General features: G+C 64.8%; 23 protein-coding genes and 1 pseudogene. 8 read left to right on the top strand and 16 right to left on the bottom strand.

Translation table 11 applies throughout. The features are described from left to right. Nucleotides 1-24: 24 nt before the first annotated feature. From gcvH to ACKUUH_RS08290, 5 genes and pseudogenes are all read left to right on the top strand, one after another. The gene (gene gcvH / locus ACKUUH_RS08310; RefSeq protein WP_407949426.1) at nucleotides 25-402 is read left to right on the top strand and encodes a glycine cleavage system protein GcvH; all 378 of its coding nucleotides are present in this window, start codon (nucleotides 25-27) and stop codon (nucleotides 400-402) included. Nucleotides 403-462: 60 nt separating this feature from the next. Continuing rightward, on the top strand, nucleotides 463-1,809 hold the full coding sequence (gene gcvPA / locus ACKUUH_RS08305) for an aminomethyl-transferring glycine dehydrogenase subunit GcvPA (protein WP_407949425.1): 1,347 nt from the start codon (nucleotides 463-465) through the stop codon (nucleotides 1,807-1,809). Nucleotides 1,810-1,818: 9 nt separating this feature from the next. Then, entirely contained in the window at nucleotides 1,819-3,390 is a 1,572-nt protein-coding gene (gcvPB, locus tag ACKUUH_RS08300; protein WP_407949447.1) for an aminomethyl-transferring glycine dehydrogenase subunit GcvPB, read from the top strand. Between the two features lies 1 nt (nucleotide 3,391). Beyond that, nucleotides 3,392-3,664 (top strand): annotated as a pseudogene (locus ACKUUH_RS08295) (nucleotidyltransferase family protein); the annotation flags it as partial. Nucleotides 3,665-3,776: 112 nt separating this feature from the next. Next, complete coding sequence (locus ACKUUH_RS08290; protein WP_407949424.1) at nucleotides 3,777-3,947, top strand: nucleotidyltransferase family protein; 171 nt, start codon at nucleotides 3,777-3,779, stop codon at nucleotides 3,945-3,947. Here ACKUUH_RS08290 and ACKUUH_RS08285 read toward each other — a convergent pair. The 9 genes from ACKUUH_RS08285 to ACKUUH_RS08245 all read right to left on the bottom strand — a co-directional run bounded on the left by ACKUUH_RS08285 (nucleotide 3,944) and on the right by ACKUUH_RS08245 (nucleotide 12,657). Further along, nucleotides 3,944-4,726, bottom strand: coding sequence for a dienelactone hydrolase family protein (locus tag ACKUUH_RS08285; protein ID WP_407949423.1), 783 nt, complete (start codon nucleotides 4,724-4,726; stop codon nucleotides 3,944-3,946). The two genes, ACKUUH_RS08290 and ACKUUH_RS08285, sit on opposite strands and share 4 nt — an antisense overlap. 106 nt (nucleotides 4,727-4,832) lie before the next feature. Next, a complete protein-coding gene (locus ACKUUH_RS08280) occupies nucleotides 4,833-5,318 on the bottom strand; it encodes an ATP F0F1 synthase subunit B (RefSeq protein WP_407949422.1) in 486 nt (161 codons plus the stop codon). A gap of 18 nt (nucleotides 5,319-5,336) precedes the next feature. Beyond that, complete coding sequence (locus ACKUUH_RS08275; RefSeq protein ID WP_407949421.1) at nucleotides 5,337-5,900, bottom strand: F0F1 ATP synthase subunit B; 564 nt, start codon at nucleotides 5,898-5,900, stop codon at nucleotides 5,337-5,339. A gap of 79 nt (nucleotides 5,901-5,979) precedes the next feature. Continuing rightward, entirely contained in the window at nucleotides 5,980-6,204 is a 225-nt protein-coding gene (locus ACKUUH_RS08270) for a F0F1 ATP synthase subunit C (RefSeq protein WP_293336657.1), read from the bottom strand. Between the two features lie 91 nt (nucleotides 6,205-6,295). Next, nucleotides 6,296-7,078: a F0F1 ATP synthase subunit A gene (locus ACKUUH_RS08265; RefSeq protein WP_407949420.1), complete on the bottom strand. Its 783-nt coding sequence runs from the start codon at nucleotides 7,076-7,078 to the stop codon at nucleotides 6,296-6,298. A 15-nt stretch (nucleotides 7,079-7,093) separates the two neighbouring features. Then, nucleotides 7,094-7,516, bottom strand: coding sequence for an AtpZ/AtpI family protein (locus ACKUUH_RS08260; RefSeq protein ID WP_407949419.1), 423 nt, complete (start codon nucleotides 7,514-7,516; stop codon nucleotides 7,094-7,096). 257 nt (nucleotides 7,517-7,773) lie between these two features. Then, nucleotides 7,774-11,235 (bottom strand): chromosome segregation SMC family protein, encoded by a 3,462-nt coding sequence (locus ACKUUH_RS08255; RefSeq protein WP_407949418.1) that lies wholly within the window; start codon nucleotides 11,233-11,235, stop codon nucleotides 7,774-7,776. Nucleotides 11,236-11,291: 56 nt separating this feature from the next. Beyond that, nucleotides 11,292-12,023, bottom strand: coding sequence for a DsbA family protein (locus tag ACKUUH_RS08250; protein ID WP_407949417.1), 732 nt, complete (start codon nucleotides 12,021-12,023; stop codon nucleotides 11,292-11,294). 103 nt (nucleotides 12,024-12,126) lie between these two features. Then, the gene (locus tag ACKUUH_RS08245) at nucleotides 12,127-12,657 is read right to left on the bottom strand and encodes a DUF721 domain-containing protein (RefSeq protein ID WP_407949416.1); all 531 of its coding nucleotides are present in this window, start codon (nucleotides 12,655-12,657) and stop codon (nucleotides 12,127-12,129) included. Between the two features lie 73 nt (nucleotides 12,658-12,730). On the opposite strand from ACKUUH_RS08245, the gene mutY reads away from it, so the two are divergent. Further along, nucleotides 12,731-13,915, top strand: coding sequence for an A/G-specific adenine glycosylase (mutY, locus tag ACKUUH_RS08240; RefSeq protein ID WP_407949415.1), 1,185 nt, complete (start codon nucleotides 12,731-12,733; stop codon nucleotides 13,913-13,915). A gap of 309 nt (nucleotides 13,916-14,224) precedes the next feature. Here the strand turns inward: mutY and ACKUUH_RS08235 are convergent, their stop codons facing one another. The 4 genes from ACKUUH_RS08235 to ACKUUH_RS08220 all read right to left on the bottom strand — a co-directional run bounded on the left by ACKUUH_RS08235 (nucleotide 14,225) and on the right by ACKUUH_RS08220 (nucleotide 17,885). After that, nucleotides 14,225-15,334: a site-specific DNA-methyltransferase gene (locus tag ACKUUH_RS08235; protein ID WP_407949414.1), complete on the bottom strand. Its 1,110-nt coding sequence runs from the start codon at nucleotides 15,332-15,334 to the stop codon at nucleotides 14,225-14,227. A 57-nt stretch (nucleotides 15,335-15,391) separates the two neighbouring features. After that, nucleotides 15,392-16,096, bottom strand: coding sequence for a ribonuclease HII (locus tag ACKUUH_RS08230; protein ID WP_407949413.1), 705 nt, complete (start codon nucleotides 16,094-16,096; stop codon nucleotides 15,392-15,394). A 111-nt stretch (nucleotides 16,097-16,207) separates the two neighbouring features. After that, nucleotides 16,208-16,558, bottom strand: a complete 351-nt coding sequence (locus ACKUUH_RS08225; RefSeq protein ID WP_407949412.1) for a GIY-YIG nuclease family protein — start codon at nucleotides 16,556-16,558, stop codon at nucleotides 16,208-16,210. A 91-nt stretch (nucleotides 16,559-16,649) separates the two neighbouring features. After that, the gene (locus ACKUUH_RS08220) at nucleotides 16,650-17,885 is read right to left on the bottom strand and encodes a PA0069 family radical SAM protein (RefSeq protein WP_407949411.1); all 1,236 of its coding nucleotides are present in this window, start codon (nucleotides 17,883-17,885) and stop codon (nucleotides 16,650-16,652) included. 82 nt (nucleotides 17,886-17,967) lie between these two features. Here ACKUUH_RS08220 and ACKUUH_RS08215 point away from each other — a divergent pair, with 82 nt between their 5' ends. Next, nucleotides 17,968-18,672 carry a TIGR04283 family arsenosugar biosynthesis glycosyltransferase gene (locus ACKUUH_RS08215; RefSeq protein ID WP_407949410.1) on the top strand — a complete coding sequence of 235 codons (705 nt, stop codon included), beginning with the start codon at nucleotides 17,968-17,970 and terminating at the stop codon, nucleotides 18,670-18,672. Beyond that, nucleotides 18,673-19,272, top strand: coding sequence for a TIGR04282 family arsenosugar biosynthesis glycosyltransferase (locus ACKUUH_RS08210; RefSeq protein ID WP_407949409.1), 600 nt, complete (start codon nucleotides 18,673-18,675; stop codon nucleotides 19,270-19,272). It begins immediately after the preceding gene. A gap of 10 nt (nucleotides 19,273-19,282) precedes the next feature. On the opposite strand, the gene mscL is transcribed toward ACKUUH_RS08210, so the two are convergent. From mscL to ACKUUH_RS08195, 3 genes are all read right to left on the bottom strand, one after another. Continuing rightward, a complete protein-coding gene (gene mscL / locus ACKUUH_RS08205) occupies nucleotides 19,283-19,708 on the bottom strand; it encodes a large conductance mechanosensitive channel protein MscL (RefSeq protein WP_407949408.1) in 426 nt (141 codons plus the stop codon). An 82-nt stretch (nucleotides 19,709-19,790) separates the two neighbouring features. Beyond that, complete coding sequence (moaB, locus tag ACKUUH_RS08200; protein WP_407949407.1) at nucleotides 19,791-20,333, bottom strand: molybdenum cofactor biosynthesis protein B; 543 nt, start codon at nucleotides 20,331-20,333, stop codon at nucleotides 19,791-19,793. Between the two features lie 78 nt (nucleotides 20,334-20,411). Continuing rightward, the gene (locus ACKUUH_RS08195) at nucleotides 20,412-22,214 is read right to left on the bottom strand and encodes a lytic transglycosylase domain-containing protein (protein ID WP_407949406.1); all 1,803 of its coding nucleotides are present in this window, start codon (nucleotides 22,212-22,214) and stop codon (nucleotides 20,412-20,414) included. Nucleotides 22,215-22,264 lie beyond the last annotated feature (50 nt).

Here is a 22,264-nt window from a genome sequence, read left to right as displayed (position 1 = left end):
GCTAACAGGAACCAGGGGATTGGCATGAGCGATATTCGCTACACGGATCAGCATGAGTGGGTGCGCGTCGATGGAGACATCGCGACCATTGGCATCACCGACTATGCGCAGGAGCAGCTTGGCGACGTTGTTTTCGTCGAGCTGCCGGAAGTCGGCAAGGAACTGGCCGCTGGCGACGAAGCGGCGGTGGTCGAAAGCGTCAAGGCCGCGAGCGAAGTCTATTCGCCCGTGAGCGGCGAGGTTGTCGACGTGAATGGCGACATCGAGACGACGCCCGCCGGCGTCAATGAAGACGCGATGGGCGATGGCTGGTTCGTGAAGCTCCGCCTTTCCGACCCCGCCGAGCTCGACAAGCTTATGGACGAAGCCGCCTACAATGAATTTGTGGAGAGCCTCCAGTAGGGCTCCCGGAATGCATCCGCCGGACGGCGAAGGGCCGTCCCCCGAAAGGAAAGTCCGATCATGCGTTATCTGCCCCTGACCGAAACCGACCGGCGCGAAATGCTGGGCGTCATCGGCGCGAAAGGCATCGACGAATTGTTCCGCGACGTGCCGGAAAGCGCGCGCCGCGATGGCTTGGTGGACCTGCCGCGCCGGAAGGGCGAGCTTGAGGTCGAACGCATTTTCGAACGCATGGCGGCGAAGAATGTGGCCGCGGGCAGCGTTCCCTTCTTCGTGGGCGGCGGCGCCTATCGCCATCACGTGCCGGCAACGGTGGATCATCTGATCCAGCGTTCGGAGTTTTTGACCTCCTACACTCCTTATCAGCCGGAAATCTCGCAAGGAACGCTGCAATATCTCTTCGAGTTCCAGACCCAGGTCGCGATGATCACCGGCATGGATGTGGCGAATGCCTCCATGTATGACGGTTCGACCGGTTGCGGCGAGGCCGTGCTGATGGCGCATCGCGTGACGAAGCGGCGCAAGGCTGTGCTCTCCGGTACGCTTCATCCTCAGTATGCGGCCGTCGTTCGCAACCTGTCGGATTTCGCGGACTATCAGGTCGAAACCATGCCGCCCGCGCTGCCGGGGCTGAACGAAGACATCATCTCCCGCATCACGGACGAAACGAGCTGCGTTGTCGTGCAGACGCCGGGCTTCTTCGGTGAACTGCACGATCTCAGGCCGATCGCTGAAGCGGCCCATGCAAAAGGCGCGCTGCTGATTGCCGTGGTTCCGGAGATCGTCTCGCTGGGCGCCGTGACGCCGCCCGGCGAGATGGGCGCCGACATCGTGGTCGGCGAGGGCCAGTCGATCGGCAACGGCCTCAATTTCGGCGGACCTTATGTCGGCCTCTTCGCCACGCGCGAGAAATATGTCCGCCAGATGCCGGGCCGCCTCTGCGGCGAGACGGTGGATGCGGATGGTAAGCGCGGCTATGTGCTGACGCTTTCGACGCGCGAACAGCATATCCGCCGCGAAAAGGCAACGTCGAACATCTGCACCAATTCCGGCCTGTGCTGCCTTGCCTTCACGATCCACATGTCGCTTCTGGGCGAAGACGGCTACAGACAACTCGCCCGCATCAACCATGCGGCGGCGGTAAAGCTCGCCGAGCGTCTTGCGGCGGTGCCGGGCGTCGAAATCCTGAACAAGGCTTTCTTCAACGAATTCACGATGCGCCTGCCGAGACCGGCGGCGGACGTGGTCGACGCGCTGGCGGAGAAGGGTGTGCTGGGCGGTGTGCCTGCTTCACGGCTGCTGCCGGGCGCGGCGGAGGTCGAAGACCTTCTCATCGTCGCCTCGACGGAAATCAACACGGATGCGGATCGCGCGGCCTATGCGGCGGCGCTGAGGGAGGTGCTCTAGATGTCCGGCATGAACAAACAGGGCCGTCCGACCTCAATCGACGGCGCGGGCGCCGCCGGCGCGCGCGAGACCTTCACGGGCAACCGGGCGCTGGAGCATGAAGAGCCGCTTCTCTTCGAACTCGACAATCCGGGTGCCTGCGGTGTCGATTTCGACGATCCGGGCGAGTTCACCTCGCATCTCGGTAATTTCGAACGGCAGGGCCGGATCGGTCTTGCCCGTGTGTCCGAGCCGGAGGTGATGCGCCACTTCGTGCGGCTTTCCGCCAAGAACTATTCGATCGATGCGGGTCTTTATCCGCTCGGCTCCTGCACGATGAAGCACAACCCGCGCCTCAACGAGAAGATGGCGCGGCTTCCGGGCATCAGCGACGTTCATCCGCTGCAACCGCAGCAGACGGTGCAGGGCTCTCTCGAACTGATGAGCGAACTCGCACACTGGTTGAAGGAACTGACGGGCATGCCGGGCGTCACGCTCTCGCCCAAGGCGGGCGCGCATGGCGAGCTGTGCGGCATGATGGCGATCCGCGCCGCGCTCATCGCACGTGGCGAAGACGATATCCGCACGCGCGTGCTCGTGCCGGAATCGGCGCATGGCACCAACCCGGCGACCGCCGCGTTGCTCGGCTACAAGGTGGACGCAATTCCGGCGACGAAGGAAGGCCGCGTCGATCTCGAAGCCTTCAAGTCGAAGCTCGGGCCCGATGTCGCGGCGATCATGCTGACGAACCCCAACACCTGCGGTCTTTTCGAGCGCGATATCGTGAAGATCGCCGATGCGGTGCACGAGGCAGGCGCCTATTTCTACTGCGACGGCGCGAACTTCAACGCCATCGTCGGCCGGGTGCGGCCGGGCGATCTCGGCGTCGATGCCATGCATATCAACCTGCACAAGACCTTCTCGACGCCGCATGGCGGCGGCGGCCCGGGCGCGGGCCCGGTGGTCTTCTCCGAGGCGCTCGCGCCTTTTGCCCCGCTGCCCTATGTCGTGAACGGCAAGGACGGTTTCCGCCTCGTCGAGACGGAAGGTGAAGCAGAAGCCGACGGCACGACGCCTTTCGGCCGCATGACGGCCTTCCACGGGCAGATGGGTATGTTCGTGCGCGCACTCTCCTACATGCTGAGCCATGGCTCGGACGGGTTGCGGCAGGTCGCGGAAGACGCGGTGCTGAACGCGAACTACGTGCTCGCCTCGCTGAAGGACGATCTGTCCGCGCCCTTCGAAGGCCCGTGCATGCACGAAGCGCTCTTCGACGATCGCTTCCTGAAGGGCACGGGCGTCGAGACGCTCGATTTCGCCAAGGCGATGATCGACGAAGGCTACCATCCGATGACCATGTATTTCCCGCTGGTCGTCCATGGCGCGATGCTGATCGAACCGACGGAGACGGAGTCGAAACAGGCCGTCGATCTATTCATCGCGACGCTGAAGGACCTCGCCCGTGCCGCCAGATCGAACGACAAGGACCGCTTTACCGGCGCGCCCTACATGTCACCGCGCCGCAGGCTCGACGAGACGGGCGCGGCGCGCAAGCCGGTGCTTCGCTGGGCGCCGCCCGCGCCGGCGCAAGCTGCCGAATAGCATGAACGAGGCGCGGTTCGTCGAGTTGGCGCTCGAAAATCCTGTGAACCGCGAAATCCTGAAGCGGGTGCCGTCGCTCGGCCCCGCCGATGCGTGGCTCGTCTCCGGCTCGCTCTTCCAGACCGCCTGGAATGCGCTGACGGGCCGCGCCCCGGGATACGGCATCAAGGACTACGACATCTTCTATTTCGATCCCGACACGAGCCGGGGGGCGGAGGATGGCGCGAACCGCCGCTGCACTGCGCTCTTTGAGGATATCGGTGCGGAGGTAGAGTTGCGCAATCAGGCTCGCGTTCATCTCTGGTACGAAGAGAAGTTCGGCACCGCCTATCCGCCGCTCCGCTCCCCCCCGCGAGGGCATCGACCGCTTCCTCGCCCCGGCCTGCATGGTTGGCATCGCACCGGACGGGCGCGTCTATGCACCGCACGGCTTTGCCGACATCGAAACCATGACGATCCGCCCGAACCGCGCGGCGAATTTCAGCGCTGAGCGCTATGCCGAGAAGGCCGCGCGCTGGCGGGAGAAATGGCCGGAGCTGACGGTCGTCGCGCCCTAGGCCGCAAGAAGCCGCTCCTGAAAGAAGGAGATCACGCGCTTCGCCGCTTCCTTGGTGGGTTCGCCGTCGCGGTCGATGAGGTCGACCGTCAGCACGCTGTGCGGGCTTGGGGCGGGCGATGCGGGGTTCGCATATTTGTCGTCGAGTTCGATCCCCTCGAAAGCGTCGCCGAGTTCCCGGCGAAGCGTCTCGAATTTCTCCGGCGGCGACATGCGGTCGCCTTTGAAGCGGAGTCCGAGCACCTTGTCGCCCTTCGCACAGCGATCCTTCACGCACTGGAATTCCTCCGGCGAGACGTGAAGGGCGGCCCGCCGCTCGGCTCCCAAGGGAAAGGGCATGGAAGGCTGGGAAAGGACGGGCGCCATCAGCGCGGGCTCCATCATCATGGAGAGGGCGAAATTGCCGGAGAAGCACATGCCGACCGCGCCGACGCCCTTGCCGCCCGCTTCCTCATGCGCGTGGCGGGCCAGCGCCCGGAGCCATGTCGTGACCGGGCTCGACCGGTGCGAGGCGAGAATGTGGAATTCGCGGCTGATACAGAGCTTCCCGATGGAGCGTGCGACATAGCCGATGGTGAGGGGCGGTCCGGCCTTGCCAATCAGCAACGGCATGTAGACCCGGAATCCGGCATCGACCACCCAGTCCGCGAAGCGGACGACCTCCGGTGTGATGCCCGGAATTTCGTGGATCACGATGACGGCGGGCCCCGAGCCTCGCACATAGACGGGTTTCGTCACGCCTTCATGGGTGAAGGTGGCCGCTTCGTATCTGTCGAGCATGGAAGCCTCCCCGGTTGCGCGCCCATTGAACCGGAGTGCCTCGCGAAAAGGCAAACAAAAACCCCGCCGGGCCGGAGCCGGGCGGGGTTTCCTGAGTGATTTATCGTCAGTGAAGCTTGGAGGCGAGGTCGGCGATCGACTTCTCGATCAGCTTCGCATCCGCGCCCGCATCGACCTTCTCGGCGATGACGCGGCGGGCGGCACCGATGGCGACTTCCGCGGCGGCGGAGCGGACATCGTTCACGGCCTGGGTCTCGGCCTGGGCGATCTTGTCTTCGGCGAGCTTCGTGCGGCGTTCGACCTGCGCTTCCATGTTCGCGCGGGTCTCCTTCGCAAGCTGCTCGGCCTCGGCCTTCGCCTGGGAGATGATGTCTTCGGCTTCCTTCATCGCCTCGCGCTGCTTGCGCTGATAGGAGGCGAGGAGCTGCTGCGCTTCCTCGCGCAACCGCCGGGCTTCGTCGAGTTCAGCCGCAATGTCGGCGGCGCGCTTGTCGAGCGAGCCGGCGATGGTGCGGTGAACCTTGAAATAGCCAAGGATCGCGAAGAACGCGATGAGGCAGGCCAGAATCCAGAATTCGGCTGTCGCGAACATGGGGGCTTGTCCTTCGCCTTACTTGAGTTCGGTGTCGACCGCACGCTCCGTCGCGGGGCGGTCGGTCTCGCCAAGGAGCTGTGAGACGATGGCGTCTGCCACGTCCACCGCCACGCTGCGCACATTGGCGAGCGCCGCATCCCTGGTGGCTGCAATCTTCTTTTCGGCTTCCGAAATCTTCTCGGCGAGCCGGGCCTCGATGGCCAGACGCTGCCGCTCGGTTTCCTCGTGCAGGCGGTCGCGCGTTTCCTGCGCGATTTCGTGGGCCTTGGCGCGAGCTTCCGTCAGCGCCTTTTCATAGGCCTCGATCGCCTCGTCGGTCTGCCGCTTGAACTGGGCGGCCTGATCGAGATCGTCCGCGATGCGGTCGCGGCGCTCTTCAAGCACCGTGGCGATGCGCGGCAGGGCCACGCGGGACATCAGGAAGTACAGAGCGAGGAAGCTCAGTACCAGCCAGACGATCTGGGACTCGAACGTGGAGGAGTCGAAAGGCGGAAAGCCTCCCGCATGCTCTTCACCGGGGACATGCGTCTCGGCGATGAGTTCGTCACCATGTTCCTGAGCCAGGGCTTCGGCGATCATGTAGGTCTCCGGTCAGACGGGTTGGCCTGCCGCCGGCCGCCTCTTGTCGAGGCAGCCGGCTGGCCGATCCGCAAAGGGATCAGACGAAGAGCAGGATGAGCGCGACGAGCAGCGAGAAGATGCCCAGCGCTTCCGTCACGGCGAAGCCGAAAATCAGACGGGCGAACTGGCCGTCAGCCGCCGACGGGTTGCGCAGCGCGCCCGCCAGGTAGTTCGCGAAAATCTGGCCCACGCCGATGGCGGCGCCGCCCATGCCGAGGCACGCAATACCGGCGCCGATGAACTTCGCTGCTTCTGCTTCCATAGTTAGATGCTCCTTTTGGGGTCGTTTTGGAGAGTGGGAACGGCCACGGAGCCGCAACCATAGCTTTGGGGACTTGGCGTCCTCACCCGGATCAGTGGCCCGGATGCAGGGCGTCGTGAAGATACATGCAGGTCAGGATAGTGAAGACATAGGCCTGCAGCGCGGCGACGAGAAACTCGAGCGCCGTGAGGCAGACGATCATGAAGAGCGGCAGGATCATGCCCGCCCAGCCGATCGCGCCCATCGTCATGAAGGTGAGCACGAAGCCCGCGAAGACCTTCAGCATGATGTGGCCGGCCAGCATGTTGGCGAAAAGACGAACGGAGTGGCTGATGGGGCGCGAGAAATACGAAATGATCTCGATCGCGACCACGAGAGGAAGCAGAGCCACAGGCACGCCGCTCGGAACGAAAACCTTCAGGAACTTCGCACCGTGGAGGATGAAGCCCGTCAGCGTGACGCCGAAGAAAACGACACCGGCGAGAACGAAGGTGACGACGATGTGGCTCGTCACGGTGAAGGCATAGGGGAACATCCCGATCATGTTCGCAAAGAAGATGAAGGCGAACAGCGAGAAGATGAACGGGAAAAAGCGCATGGCATCATGGCCGGCATTGTCGCGGACCATGTTGGCGATGAAGGTGTAGAAGCTCTCGACCACGGACTGCATCCGCCCCGGCACCATGGCGCCCGAACGCATACCGAGCGTCGTGAAGACGGTGATGACCGCAACCGTCACCACCATCCAGAGGCTGGCATTGGTGAAGGAGGCGTCGAGGCCGCCGATATTGAGGGGGATGAGGGGCTGCACAACGAACTGGTGCAGGGGATCGACGGGAAAACCGCCTCCGGATTGTTCGGCGCCTGTTGCCACTGGTTTGCCTCAGCCTTAGCTTTTGCCGGATGGAGGTCCGGCCGTTACGTCGCCGGGCGAATGCCCGGATTGATCCTTTTTCGGCTCCGCCGCGGTCGCATTCATTGCCTGCGTCGCGCGAAGCACATTCTTTACGCCCGCCACCGTTCCAAGCCCGGTGAAGACCACCAGGAAGATCGGCAGCGTGCCGAACAGCCAGTCGAAGAACCAGCCGATGCCGGCTCCCAGAAGAACACCGGCCACGAGCTCCGAGGAGAGCCTCATGGCGACCCCCATATCGGAGGGTTTGCCCGTCGGCGCCGGCCTCGTTCCCTTCACTTCCGCGCCGCGATGAGCGCCGCGCGCGGCCGCGATACGCCGGTCCAGGAGATCGAGTTCTCTCTTCTGGGCGGCCTTGTCGCCATCCGTGGGAGTGCCGGCTTCCTCGTCTCGTTTCAAAGCGAAGCTCCGCCGTCAGAAATGCTCTTTCAGAGCCCCGCCCCGGATCGAAGCCGCGCGCACCCTACTGTCAGGGTCATAACCTGTCAAGGACCGCTGGGGAGGGCGTAAGTCATTGATGTATAGAGGTTTTTTGGCCGGTTTCGCGCCTGCGGCATTCGGCCTCGCCAGGAGCGCGCAGCGAGTCTCCAGCGGCCACGAAAAAGGCCCCCTCGAGAGGGGGCCTTTCCGTTGCGTCACGGCACTGGCGGACCCCGTCAGGAGGCCTCGCGGAGCCCCTCGGCGACGTCGAGGTCGACCGAGACAAGAGTGGACACGCCGCGCTCCTGCATGGTGACGCCGAAGAGGCGGTTCATGCGGGCCATGGTGAGCGCGTGATGGGTGATGATGAGGAAGCGGGTATCCGTCGTCCGCGTCATCTCTTCCATCAGGTCGCAGAAACGTTCCACATTGGCGTCGTCGAGCGGCGCGTCCACTTCGTCCAGCACGCAGATGGGCGAGGGGTTGGTGAGGAACACGGCGAAGATCAGCGACATGGCGGTGAGCGCCTGTTCGCCACCCGAAAGCAGCGACATGACCTGCAGGCGCTTGCCGGGCGGCCGGGCCATGATTTCGAGCCCGGCTTCCAGCGGGTCGTCCGATTCGGTGAGCTTCAGATGTGCCTCGCCGCCGCCGAAGAGATGGGTGAAGAGGCGCGAGAAGTTCGCGTTCACCTTCTCGAAGGCTTCGAGCATGCGCTCGCGTCCTTCGCGGTTGAGGCTGCCGATACCCTGGCGCAGCTTCGCGATGGCGCTCACGAGGTCTTCGCGCTCGCTCGTCATCGTCTCGAGCTGCTCGGTGAGTTCGCGCGATTCTTCCTCCGCGCGCAGGTTCACGCCGCCAAGGCTTTCGCGCTCGCGCTTGAAGCGCTCGAGCTTCGCATCGATCTGCTCGACGTCGGGAAGTTCGGCACCCTCTTCGAGGTTCGCCTGCTTCAGCGCCGCTTCCGGCTCGCATTCGAGCACCTCGCGGATGCGTTCTTCCGATTCGGCGCGGCGCTCGCGCGCACCATCCACGAGACCGTCGATGCGGGCGCGCTCTTCGCGCGTTTCGCCGAGCTGGTGCTGGACTTCCTTCGAATGCTTCACGGCTTCGCTGAGTATCTTTTCGGCCTGCGCCAATTCGTCGGCGGCCTGCGAACGCGCGGTTTCTGCCTCGGAGATGTAGGTGAGGAGCGCCCGGCGCTTTTCCTCGATAGCCGCGGGCACGCCTTCGAGCGTCTGCAATTCGGCTTCCGCCTCGCCCTTGCGTTCCTCAAGCGTGCCGATCTGCCGCTCGGCATTGGTCGCGCGAAGCTGCCAGGCTTCGCGCTCCTGCCCGATGGCGGAAAGGCGGCGCGAACGCTGCTCGGCTTCGCGCCGCAAGCCTTCATATTCGGCGCGGGCTTCCGAGAGTTCGAGGCGGAGTGCGGCTACACGGTCGCGGAGTTCGGCGGCGCGGGCGCGCGGCTCCTCATCGGGCTTCAGGTTCTGGAGCGCGAGCTCTGCTTCCTCAAGCGCGCGCACGGCTTCGCTCTTGTCGCCGGAAAGCCGCTCTTCGGCTTCGGCGAGGGCGGCAAGGCGCGAAAGCTGCGCGGAGGCAGCGCGTTCCGCGGTCTGCAGGGCATCGCGGATACGGTTGTGCTCGCCCTGCGCCTCGCGAAGCGCGGCGCGGCGCGCCTGTTCTTCCAGCATCGCCTGTTCGGCGGCGACATGCGCCGCATCGAACGTCGCGCGCGCTTCGGCGGCGCCGGCCCGCGCGATGGCGAGTTCGCCCTCGAGATCGGCAAGGCGATTGCGCTGTTCGAGGCGGCGGGCGGATGCGGTCGGTGCATCCGCCGCTGCCGTGTAGCCGTCCCAGCGCCAGAGGGCGCCTTCTTTGGTGACGAGACGCTGACCGGGCGCGAGAAGGGCCTGAAGCCGCTTGCCGTCTTCGCCGGAGACCACAATGCCGATCTGCGAAAGGCGGCGGGCGAGCGATGCCGGCGCCTTCACGAAATAGGAAAGCGGCGTTGATCCCTCGGGGAGTATGGGCGGCACGTCGAAGGGTGGCAGAGCGTCCCAATGAATCGGCGCCGCCGCATCTTCCGGGACACCGAGGTCGTCGCCAAGCGCCGCACCGAGCGCGGTCTCATAGCCATGCTCGACGGCGATGGCGTCGATCACCGGCGGCCAGAGATCGCTTTCGCCGACGGAAAGCATGTCGGCCAGTGTCTTCGCCTCGGCTGCAAGGTCGCCCGCCGCGCGCTCGGCTGCCTGCATCGGTTCGCGCGCTGTCTTCTCGCGCTCCTGCGCGTTGCGCCTGGCTTCTTCGGCTTCGAGCGCGGCACGTTCTGCCTCGCCGACGCGTGACGCGGCTTCATCGAGCTCGGCGGACTGAAGCGCGATCTGCGCTTTCTTTTCTTCCGCATCCGACAGCGTGTCGCGCTCACGCGCGATTTCGGCGAGCTGACGTTCCAGACGTTCGATCCGCTGGCGCCCTGCCTCGATGGTGCGCACGAGGCTCGTCCGCTCCGCGCTGAGCGCCGCGATTTCCTGATTGAGATGGTCGAGTTCCTGCTCGGCCGTATCGAGCGACGTGCGGGTTTCCTCGACACGCGATTGCGCGCGGGACTGTGCTTCCGCCTGGCCTTCCTCGGCTCCCTTGAGCTCTTCAGATTCCTCATCGAGCCGCGCGATAGCGCCGCGCGTATCCTCGATCAGATGACGCTCGCGCCCGAGATCCTGCCCGATCTGTTCGAGGCGGGCGGTGAGACGCGAGGCCTGCTCCTTCGCCCGCGCTTCCTCGGCATCGAGATTTTCGCGCTCGACGGTGAGGCGATGAAGCCGTGCGGCGGCTTCCGCTTCCTTCTCGCGAAGCGGCGGCAGCCGGTCCGCGGCTTCCGCTTCGAGTGTCGTGGCGGCGGCGGCCTCGCGTGTGAGTTCCGTCACGCGGATGTCGGTGGCGGCGAGCCGCTCTTCGGACTGCCTGAGAGACTCGACCGCATGCGTCCAGCGCAGGTGAAGAAGGATCGCTTCCGTCTCGCGGATCTGGCCCGAGAGATTGCGGTAACGCACGGCCTGGCGCGCCTGGCGCTTGAGGCTGGCGAGCTGGGATTCGACCTGGGCCACGACGTCGTCGAGACGCGTGAGGTTCGTTTCGGCTGCCTTGAGCCGGAGTTCGGCCTCGTGACGGCGTGTGTAGAGGCCGGTGATACCAGCCGCCTCTTCGAGAATGCGGCGGCGATTGATCGGCTTGGAGGAAATGAGCTGCGCAATCTGGCCTTGCCGCACGAGGGCAGGCGAGTGCGCGCCGGTCGAGGCGTCCGCGAAGAGAAGCTGCACATCGCGCGCGCGCACCTCGCGGCCGTTGATGCGATAGGTGGAGCCCTGTTCGCGCTCGATCCTGCGCGAGACTTCGATCGTGTCGCAGTCGTTATAGGCGGCAGGCGCCGAGCGGTCGCCATTGTCGATGTAGAGAACGACTTCCGCGTGATTGCGCGCAGGCCGGCCGGCGGTGCCTGCGAAGATCACGTCTTCCATGCCCGAGCCGCGCATGTTCTTGAACGAGTTCTCGCCCATCACCCAGCGCATCGCTTCGAGCAGGTTCGACTTGCCGCAGCCGTTGGGCCCGACGACGCCCGTCAGCCCCGGCTCGATGATGAGATCGGTCGGGTCGACGAAGGATTTGAAACCGGAAAGCCGGAGGCGATTGAACTGCACTGTCTGTCTCGATCTCTTGCTGTGGCGCTTGGTCTCTTGGTTAAAGAGGCTTGCGGTTATTGCGGTTCGGCGGGCGTCGCTTCGCCGGATGCGGCTTCGGGCGTGATCGCCTTGCCTTCAAGGGCCTTCTGGATCAGCGGTTCGAATTCCGCCCAGGGCAGCGCGCCTTCGACCTTCTCGCCATTGATGAAGAAGGTCGGCGTGGAGCGCACCCCGAAGGACTTCGCGCCGCGCGTCGCCACGTCCCTGACGTGGTTGAAGATGCGCTCGTCCTTCATGCACTGGTCGAAGCGCTCTTCCGAGAAGCCGCCCTGCCGCGCGATGGCCTTGAGGTCTTCCATCGGCGTCTGCGTGAAGGCCCACTGGGCCTGCTGACGGAAAAGCACGTCCACGAAACCGAAATACCGCTCCGGTCCCGCGCAATGCGACAGCATGTAGGCGGCCGTCGCGATCGGGTCGAACGGGAAGTCCCTGAGGATGTAGTAGACCTTGCCCGTCTCTATGTAGCTTTCTTCGAGCTTCGGCAATGTGTTGGCCGCGAAATCCGCGCAGTGACTGCAGGTGAGCGACGCATATTCGATGACCGTCACCGGCGCCATCGGATCGCCCTTGGTCATGTCGCCGAGCGGGCCGGGAACGAGGAGTTCCTTTTCGAAGGCCGTATCCGGCGTGCCCGCGACCTGCTCCACGCCACCGCCATTGGGCCCCAGGAACAGGTAGCCCAGATAGCCGAGCACGAGGATAACGACGGCGGCCGCAGCAGCGACAATGGCTTTATTTTGATTCACGTGAGCACATTCCTACCAGATGTTGGGGTATTATGGCGGTGGGGCCCGATGCCCTCAACCAAACCTTTCTGTTGCCTTGAACCGAGAATCGGGACTCGCGGCCCTAGCGGCGGCGATCGGCCCCGATGACCCGTTCGCCGAGCCTTTCAAGCGCCTCCCTCAGCGCCGGTTCTTCAATCTTTTCAAGATATTGGACCAGTACTTCCCTTTCCTCGGGCCGCAGCGGCCGGATTCGCCGGAAGCGCGGCCGGGGCTTTGCCGGCAGCGGACCCTGGATGAGCTTGAGCCGCGCGACCGCGCCATAGCCGTAGTAGGAGTTGATGCGCTCGATAATCTGGGGTTCGAGATGCCGGATTTCGACCGCGACGGGCCCGTCGACACGGATGGTGAGCGTCGCGCCGCTGCGGCGGCCTTTGCCCCCGTCATCCCCGGAACCCCTTGGAAAGACTAGCTTTTCGGGCGCGGAAAATTCGGCGAGGCCTTGGCCCACGATCTCCGGCCAGTGCGCGAGCACATGCGCTTCCTGGAAACCGCGCTTCACGAAGGCCGACCGCGCGACCGCAAGCACCCGCGCGCCGATGGGCGGCAGGCTGAAGCGGCGCGAGGCCACGCGGTTGCCAGTGATCCCGTTCATGGCGCGCATTCTGACTCGAAATCGGCTCCCATGCGAATTGACGTGAGACGTGCTTCCGGGCGAAGACTAGTCGATGTCCGTCCGTGCCCAAAAACCCAAGGAAATCAGCGCCAAAGCGGCCGCCCGCCCGCTGCTCGCCTGGTATGACAAGCATGCCCGCGTGCTGCCCTGGCGCGCGCGGAAGGGCGAGACGGCGGACCCTTATGCCGTCTGGCTTTCCGAAATCATGCTGCAGCAGACGACGGTGGCGACCGTCGGTCCTTATTTCATGCGGTTTCTGAAGCGCTGGCCGACGGTCGAGGTGCTCGCCGCCGCCGCCCAGGAAGAGGTGATGAAGGAATGGGCGGGGCTTGGCTATTACAGCCGGGCACGCAACCTGCACGCCTGCGCGAGGGCGATTTCATCCGAACACGGAGGAAAATTTCCCGATACGGTGGAAGGACTTGGGAAGCTGCCGGGGATAGGTCCCTACACGGCGGCGGCGATCTCCGCGATCGCTTTCGGGCGGAGCGCGACGGTGGTCGACGGCAACGTGGAACGCGTGGTGGCGCGGCTCTTCGACTTGCGCACGCCGCTGCCCGCCGTGAAGCCCGAAATCCGCGAGAAGGCGGCGACACTGACGCCCGCGAAGCGCGCGGGCGACTTCGCTCAAGCGATGATGGACCTCGGCGCGACGGTCTGCACGCCGAGAAGTCCTTCCTGTAATCGCTGTCCGATCAATGACTTATGCGATGCGAGGGAAGCGGGCACGCAAAGCCTGCTGCCCGCCCGCGCACCGAAGAAGCCGAGGCCGGTGAGACGCGGCGCCTGCTTCTGGCTGACGAGGGGAGAGGAAGTCTGGCTCCGCCGGCGGCCGGAGAAGGGGCTTCTCGGCGGCATGATGGAAGTGCCGGGCACCCCCTGGGACAAGCGCGACTTGTCCCCGGGCGCGGGGATAAAGGCGGGTGACTGTCATCGAAATGCCATCGAACCGTCACACGTGGAGAAGGGCGGGGATAAGACGGGTACGGACGATCTTCTTTCCCACGCGCCGCTCGAGACGGAATGGAGACTTGTCCCCGGTCTGGTGGAACACACCTTCACGCATTTTCACCTGGAACTCGAAGTCTTCACCGCGACGACGCGAAAAAAACTTGTCCCCGGGGAGGGCCTATGGGTGCCGCTCGACGAGATTGCGGGCGAGGCGCTGCCGGCCGTGATGCGCAAGGTGGCCGCTCATGCAATGCCGGATGCCGGACCGCTGTTCGCGAAGCGGTGAGGCTTATTCAAACCGGTGTCATCCCGGCGGAAGCCGGGGTGACAGTTTAGTTTGTATACGGATAAAAATAAATCGTCATGCCCGGGCTTGACCCGGGCATCCAGGGTAGCGCGAAGAAGTTTTGGTGAAGGAGACGCCGCCTGCGGCGGCTTCTGGATTGCCGGGTCAAGCCCGGCAATGACAAGTAAAGAGAAGAGCGCCCGCAATGACGGCGGAGAGTGAAGCCTGCCCCGCCCTTCGCATGGCTCAGGGCGTTCGAGGCTCGAAAAGGTCCACCGGACCTTTTCGTCCGCTCACGCGAACCGCCTCTCACCCCATCTCCGCCCGTACCTTCTGGCGCAGGATGTCGATGGGCTTGAGTTTGCCGTCGGTCTTGAAGTGCCAGAAGGTCCAGCCGTTGCAGGCATCGAGCCCTTGCACATGCGCGCCGATCTTGTGGATCGAGCCCGTCGCGTCGCGGCAGACGATGGAGCCGTCGGCGCGGACGCGCGCGGCGTGGCGGCGCGCGGGATCGGTGAGGACCGCGCCGGGTTCGAGGAGGCCACGCTCCACGATGGTGCCGAAGGGCACGCGCACTTCGGCCTTTTTGGAGGTCGTGACCTTCAGGTCTTCCGCCGCGCCCGCCTTGATCTGGCGGATGCGCTCACGCGCGACTTTTATGTAGCGCTGCTCGCGCTCGATGCCGATGAACTTGCGCCCGAGCTTCTTCGCGACGGCACCCGTCGTGCCCGTGCCGAAGAAGGGATCGAGCACGGTGTCGCCCGGATTGGTAGTCGCCAGCAGCACGCGGTGGAGAAGCGCTTCGGGCTTCTGCGTCGGATGCGCCTTGCCGCCATCGCCGTCCTTCAGCCGTTCGCCGCCGGTGCAGATCGGCAGCGTCCAGTCGGAGCGCATCTGCAATTCTTCGTTGAGCGCCTTCATGGCGTCGTAGTTGAAGGTGTATTTCTTCTGGTCCGCATCGCGCGTCGCCCAGATGAGCGTCTCATGCGCATTGGTGAAGCGCGTGCCGCGGAAATTCGGCATCGGGTTCGACTTGCGCCAGACCACGTCGTTCATGATCCAGTAGCCGAGATCCTGCAACGTCGCGCCGACGCGGAAGATGTTGTGATAGGAGCCGATGACCCAGATCGCGCCCGTGTCCTTCAACACGCGCCGCGCGGCTGTCATCCAGTTGCGCGTGAACTCGTCGTAGACGGCGAAGCTCGCGAACTTGTCCCAGTCGTCGTTGACGGCATCGACCTTGGACTGGTCGGGCCTTGTCAGGTCGCCGCCAAGCTGGAGGTTGTAGGGAGGATCCGCAAAGATGAGATCGACCGACTTTTCGGGCAATGCGTTCATCGCCTCGATGCAATCGCCTTGAATGATGATCTCGGCCGGATTCTCTTTTTTCGTGCCCGGCTTTTCGCTGACGCGCCCCACTCGACTTACCCCTCGCTGATGACAAGGCGGGGATCATGAGTCAGCGCGGTTGGGTGGTCAATAATTCTTTTGAATCAAGAGGTTAACGGATTCGTCGGGCACAAGATCGAGTCCCTCGGCAAGCTCCGGACTCAACATCTTGCGTACGGGGGCGAAGCTCCGGCGGTGGATGGGCGCCGGCCCCAGACGCGAAAGCGCATCGAAATGCTCCGGCGTCGAATATCCCATGTGCCGTTCGAAGCCGTAGCCGGGATGTGCGAGGGCGAGATCGGCCATCATCCGGTCGCGCGTGACCTTGGCGGCGATGGAGGCCGCCGCGATCGAAAGCACGAGGCCGTCGCCGCCGATGATGGCGCGCGATGCACAGGCAAGACCTTTTGGGCAGCGGTTGCCGTCGATGAGCGCGATGTGCGGCGCGCGGGGAAGAGCGGCGACGGCGCGCGTCATGGCGAGCATGGTCGCCTGGAGGATGTTGATGTCGTCGATCTCCTCGACGCTCGCGATGCCGACGCCGATCTCGGCACAGGCTGCGAGCTCGGCGAAAAGCGCCTCGCGGCGGGCGGCGTCGAGTTTCTTGGAGTCGTTGAGGCCGTCAGGGCAGTTCGAGATGTCGATGATGACAGCGGCGGCGACGACCGGCCCCGCCAGCGGCCCGCGCCCCGCCTCGTCGACGCCGCAGACAAGCCGCGAAGGCGCGCCTTCCTCGGTTTCGAAGGCATAATCCGGCAGCGCGGCAGGCGCTTTTGTCTTGCGGGGCGGCATGGGCGCGAGTGTGCCGCGAGTCCGGAAAGATGGCTAGGGCTTGTGCTGCATTGGGCAAGCGCGATGATGGAAAGAATGTAATCTTGGCGAAGCCGCTTCCCCATATTCACGTCACCCCCGGGCTTGACCCGGGGGTCCAGAAGCCGCCAATAAGCGGCGTCTCTCTTCGCATAACTCAAAAAGTTCTGAATAGAGGTCGCGCCATGAGTGGTTCGTCTCTTCGACAAGGGCAACCTTCCACGCGCGCGGCCAGTGTTTGAGATTTTTCTCCCGTTGTATCGCCGCGCGCGCTTCGCTGTGCACTTCGTACCAGACGAGATGCTTCACGCCGTATCGGCTGGTGAACCCTTTGCCGGTTTCTTCGCGATGCTCGGAGATGCGGCGCTGAATGTCGTTGGTTACACCGATGTAGAGCGTTCCATTTCGGCCACTCGCGAGGATGTAGACATAGTAGTCTTTCATGCGCCCCACCCGGAGCCCCTGGACCCCCGGGTCAAGCCCGGGGGTGACATATTATTTTAATTCGAAGTCTCCGTGCCTCCGTGTGCCAAAACTAAAGCAGCGCGAGTTGCTTGCCTCTGCCGGGGACGAGGAATTGGGAGCGGTCTAGGGCGGTGGTGTCGCGCGAGCGGTAGGCGATGCCGAGTTTGCGGCAGGCTATTTCGAAGCGGCGCGCGATCTGCCAGGCGTAAGGCCCGGTGCCGGACTGGCGTTCGGCCCATTTCGCGTCGTAGTCCTTGCCGCCGCGCATCTGGCGGATGAGCGACATGACATGGGTGGCCTTGTCCGGCACGTTTTCATGCAGCCATTCGACGAAGATGTCGCGGATTTCGAGCGGCAGGCGAAGGATGACGAAGTTCGCCTCGCGCGCGCCTGCATAAGAGACGCCGGTGAGGAGCTTCTCGATCTCCATGTCGTTCAGGGCCGGAATGATGGGCGCGATCATCGCGCCCGTTGGAATGCCGGCCTCCGACAGGAGCCCGATCGCCTCGATGCGGCGCGTGGGCGTGGAGGCGCGCGGCTCGAGCGCGCGGGCGAGCTTCGCATCGAGCGTTGTGACCGAGAGCGCGACGCGCACGAGATTGCGTTCCGCAAGCGAGGAGAGAATGTCGATGTCGCGCACGATGCGCGCCGACTTCGTGAGGATCGTGACGGGATGATTATAGGCCGAGAGCACTTCGAGAATGCTCCGCGTGATGCGGTAGCGCTGCTCGATCGGCTGATAGGGGTCGGTGTTCGTGCCCATTGCGATGGGCGCGACCTCGTAGCCCTCGCGCGAGAGTTCCTTTTCCAGCAACTGCGCGGCATTGGGCTTGGCGAAAAGCTTGCTCTCGAAATCGAGACCCGGCGAAAGGCCCATATAGGCATGGCTCGGCCGCGCGAAGCAGTAGACGCAGCCATGCTCGCAGCCGCGATAGGCATTGATCGAGCGGTCGAAGGGAATGTCCGGCGAGGAATTGCGCGTGATGATGTGGCGGGCGTTCTCCGCCGTCACCTGCGTCTTCAGGGCAGGCACGTCTTCGAGATTGTCCCAGCCATCGTCGGCGAGTTCACGGGACTGCGGCTCGTAGCGGCCGCTCCTGTTGGTCAGCGCGCCCCGGCCACGGCGGCCGCTCTCGGGCAGATAAGGCTCGCGGACGCTCGGGGGTACGAGGGAGGCCCCGCGGGGGACGGGGCGGTGGTCCGGGAGCCCGTGGGGCCGCTTGGCCGCGCGGTTGCCAACCGGGGAATTGGCTTGTTGCGCGGGGTGGCCGGGGGGCGCTGTTTCGCGACTCGTCGTCATGGTCATGAGTATAACCGAACACTAGAACAGAACAAGAACATTATCTCTGCCCTTGAAGAAATTTGGCTAAAACGCGCGGATCGTTATGATGCGCGCCATGCTGAGCGTCATCATTCCGACCCTGAATGCCGAGGAGACCCTGACCCGGACGCTGGCGCCGCTGGTACCCGCCGCCGTGCGCGGGCTCGTGCAGGAAGTGATCGTGGCGGATGGCGGCTCAAGCGACGAGACGCTGGAGATCGTCGAGGCGGCGGGCGCGAAGCTCGTGCGCGCGCCGAAGGGGCGGGGACCGCAACTCGCCGCCGGCGCGAAGGCGGCGAAGGGCAACTGGCTTCTCTTTCTTCACGCCGACACGGTGCTCGAACCCGGCTGGGTTGCCGAGGTCGGGAAATTTTTCGAACAGATCGAGAGCGGGCGCTTCCGCGACGGCGAGATGGCAGCATCGTTCCGCTTCGCGCTCGACGATTTCTCCGGCTGGGCGCGGCTGATCGAACGCATGGTGGCGCTGCGCTGCGCGCTGATGAAGCTGCCTTATGGCGACCAGGGGCTGCTGATCAACCGGCGGCTCTACGAGAAGCTCGGTGGCTTTCGCGATCTGCCGCTGATGGAGGATGTGGACCTCGTGCGGCGTATTCCGCGCAAGCGGCTCGTGATGTTCCGCACGCCAGCCGTGACAAGCCCGGCGCGTTACCTCAGGGACGGTTTCCTCGCGCGCACTTCCCGCAATCTCTTCTGTCTCGCGCTTTATTATCTGCGCGTGCCGCCGCGACTGATCGCGAAGGTCTATCAGTAGGTGTCCCTCGACCCGCAACTCGTGATCATGGCGAAGCAGCCGCTGATCGGCCGTGTGAAGACGCGGCTCGCGCGGGACGTTGGCGGGCCGGAGGCGCTGCGCTTCTTCCGCTCGGCAAGCGAAAGCCTCGTCCGCCGTGTCGGGCACGATCCGCGCTGGCGGACCGCGATCGCGGTCTCGCCCGACCGCGCGGTGCATGAGCGGGGCATCTGGCCCGACGGCATTCCCTGCATCCCGCAAGGTGAGGGCGACCTCGGCGCGCGCATGGGGGCGCTCTTCCGCGACCTGCCGCCCGGACCCGTCGTCATTATCGGCGCGGATATTCCCGGCATCGGACGCCACCACATCGCCGCTGCCTTTGCCGCGCTCGGGAACCATGACGCGGTCATCGGCCCGGCCGACGATGGCGGCTACTGGCTCGTGGGACTGCGCCGCCGCCCGCGCGTGCGCGAGATATTCGACGGCGTGCGCTGGTCGAGTGCGCAGACGATGAACGATACGCTGAAGAATATCCGTAGGCAGAGCATGAGCGTGGCAATGGTCGCGACGCTCGCCGATGTCGACGAGGGCAAGGACCTCGTGAAATGGCGGCGCGGGTAGCGTCCCCGCCTCAGCCCTTCGCCCGGAGCGCGTCGCGGATTTCCTCCAGCAGCACTTCCTGGCGCGGCGGGGCGGCGGGCGGCGCCGCTTCGCCCTTGGCGATGCGCGCCTTCAACCGGTTCATCTGGCGGATGACGAGGAAGAGCGCGAAGGCGACGATCGTGAATTGCAGGATCGCGTTGATGAACTTGCCATAGGCGAGCGCGGGAATGCCGGCCGCCTGTGCCTCTGCCAGCGTCGCCGGGGCATCGCCCGCGGTGAGCGCGATGAAATAGTCGCTGAAATCGACCCCGCCGAGCATCACGCCGATGGGCGGCATGATGATGTCGTCGACGAGCGACTTCACGATGGTGGTGAAGGCGGCGCCGATGATGATGCCGACCGCCATGTCGAGCACATTGCCCTTGAGGGCGAATTCCCTGAATTCCTTGAGCACTTTCCGGCCTCCCGCATCTGTGATTCCCGCTCCGGGGTGAATCGTGCAGCGACGGGGGAAAAGGCACAACGGAAAAACGCGGTCACTTCCGCTGCTTGTGTTCCTCGAGGCGCGGCATGATCTCGACGAAGTTGCAGGGCCGGTAGCGATAATCGAGCTGGTGGACGAGGATTTCGTCCCAGCCGTCCTTGCAGGCGCCGGGCGAACCCGGCAGCGCGAAGAGATAGGTGCCCTGCGCCACGCCCGCCGTCGCGCGCGACTGGATGGTGGAGGTGCCGATCTTCTCGTAGGAGATCCGGTGGAAGAGCGCCGCGAAGCCCTCGATTTCCTTGTCGTAGACGGACTGGAAGGCTTCCGGCGTGACGTCGCGCCCCGTGAGGCCGGTGCCGCCGGTCGAGATCACGACGTCGATGCGGTGATCGGCGATCCAGGATTTGAGGGCCGCGCGGATGAGACCCTTGTCGTCCTGCACGATGCGCCGCCCGGCGACGATGTGGCCCGCCTTTTCGATCCTCTCGGCGAGGATGTCGCCGGACTTGTCGTCGTCATGCGTGCGCGTGTCCGACACGGTCAGGACGGCGATGTTGAGCGGAATGAAGTCGCGCGTCTCGTCGATGCCGGGCATGGCGGAACCTTTCAAGCGGGAGGAAAGGTTCATATAACCGAAAAAACCGAAGGAGTCGCGACGTTAGGGGAGAGCCGTTCAGCGCGCCGGCTTGTAGATCGGCCAGGCGCCGGCAGCCGAGGCGTCGAGCGTGCCGACGGGCTGGCCGAGGCGTTCGCTGTAGATCCAGTAGTTCGTGACGACGCGCTCGATATAGCCGCGCGTTTCGGCGGCGGGAATGCTCTCGATGAAGAGGAAGGGGTCGCCCTTGAAATCCATGCTCGCGAGCCAGCGGTTGAGATTGCCGGGCCCGCCATTATAGGCCGTCGTCAGCATGAAGAGATTGCCGTGAGGTTCGCCCGATCCCATGAGTTCGGTGAGATAGTCCTGTCCGAGCGTGATGTTGAAGGTCGGATCGAGAAGCTTGTCCTTGTTGGCGCGGGCGAGCGAGCGGTCCTGCGCGATATGGCTCGCGGTCGCCGGCATGATCTGCATGAGGCCGCGCGCCCCCGCCCATGAGGTGGCATCGGGGCGGAACTTGCTCTCCTGCCGCATGAAGGCGAGGAGGAGTGCCCGATCGACCTTGTAGCCCGTGCTGGGCTTGTAGTCGGGAACGGGAAAGAGGCCCGCATTGAGCGCGATGCGGCCGCGCGGCGCGCGCGACGGCGGCACATAGGCGGCATTCGCCACCTGAAGCTCGACGGCGGGAAGATCGTAGAAGGCGGCGAGCGCGATCATCGCCTGGTCGAGCGAGGGATCGATGAGCGCATGGGCGCGGATCAGTTCCTCGCGGGCGAGGTCGCGCTTGCCGATCTGCATGAGCGCGACGGCGCGGGCGACCTGATCCGTTTCCGTCAGTGCACGGAAGGATGCTTCGTCGAGACGTGGCTCCACCCAGTCGATATGGAGTTCGCGGCCAAGCTGGCGCGTCGCCAGAATGCCATAGAAGGTGGCGCCGGTATCGGCTGCGAGTTCGAGGAGCGGCGCGACCTTCTCGGGCTTGCCCGCCGCGAGCCATGATCGCGCGGCCCAGAAACCGCCTGCCGCCTTCGTCCATTCGGAGATGCGTGGCGCGCCCGAGAGCCGCTCGAAATGGCCGGCCGCGGCGGCGTAGTTTTCCATCCGCCACGCGGCAAGGCCCGCATACCAGTTCGCGAGCGGCACGGCACTTCCGTGCCTCTGCAGGATGTCGGAGGCGAGCGCATAGGCTTTTTCGTTTTCGCCCTCGAGGAAATAGGAGGCGACGACGCGTTCGCGCACCTTGTCGAATTCGAGGCCCGTCAGCGCACTGCGAACATTGCTCCGGCGGAGATAGGCCTGCGCCTTGTCCGCCGTCCCGCTCGAGACCATGCGGCGGACCTCGCGGTCGATTTCGCGGAAGCGGGCGGACGGGTTCTCGATGGCGCCGTCATCGACAGCGTAAGCCGCGTGCATCGGCTGGCGCCAGCGGCGCGGTTCGGGCTTCGCCGGATAGGCGGCACCGCCCCTTTTTCTCATCGCGAGCTTGTGGATGTCCGCGGCGCCGGGATGGTCGTTGTAATGGGCGAGCCAGTCCTTCAGTTCCGCGTAGCGCGTCGTGTAGTGGGGCCCCATGTATTTCACATAGAGAACATGGCCCATGAGACGCTTGTCCCTGAGCTTCGCGGCGAGCTTGTCGGCTTCCTTGAAGCGTCCGCGCTCCGTTGCCGCGAAGATGTCGCGATAGAGCTCGCGGTCGGAGCCGTTCAGGATTTCAGGGCTCCAGATGCGGGTCGGCATCTGGCCGCTTGCCTCGGCGAGAAGGATGTTGCCGGCAATCGCGGGAGGGGATGCGCAAAGGAAAAGCGCGGCGCCGAAAGCTGCCGCACAAATCGCTCGGCCCGCCGCGCGCGCGGCGGAAAGATGATGAGCCCCCCGGAACATGGGGCGTATCTTAACGGCGGAAGCGCCGCTCACAAGCTCGGATCGGCCCG

This window comes from Parvibaculum sp. (genome assembly GCF_045863935.1).
Classification (GTDB): Bacteria; Pseudomonadota; Alphaproteobacteria; order Parvibaculales; family Parvibaculaceae; genus Parvibaculum.
This window is presented reverse-complemented; position numbering and strand designations above follow the sequence as displayed.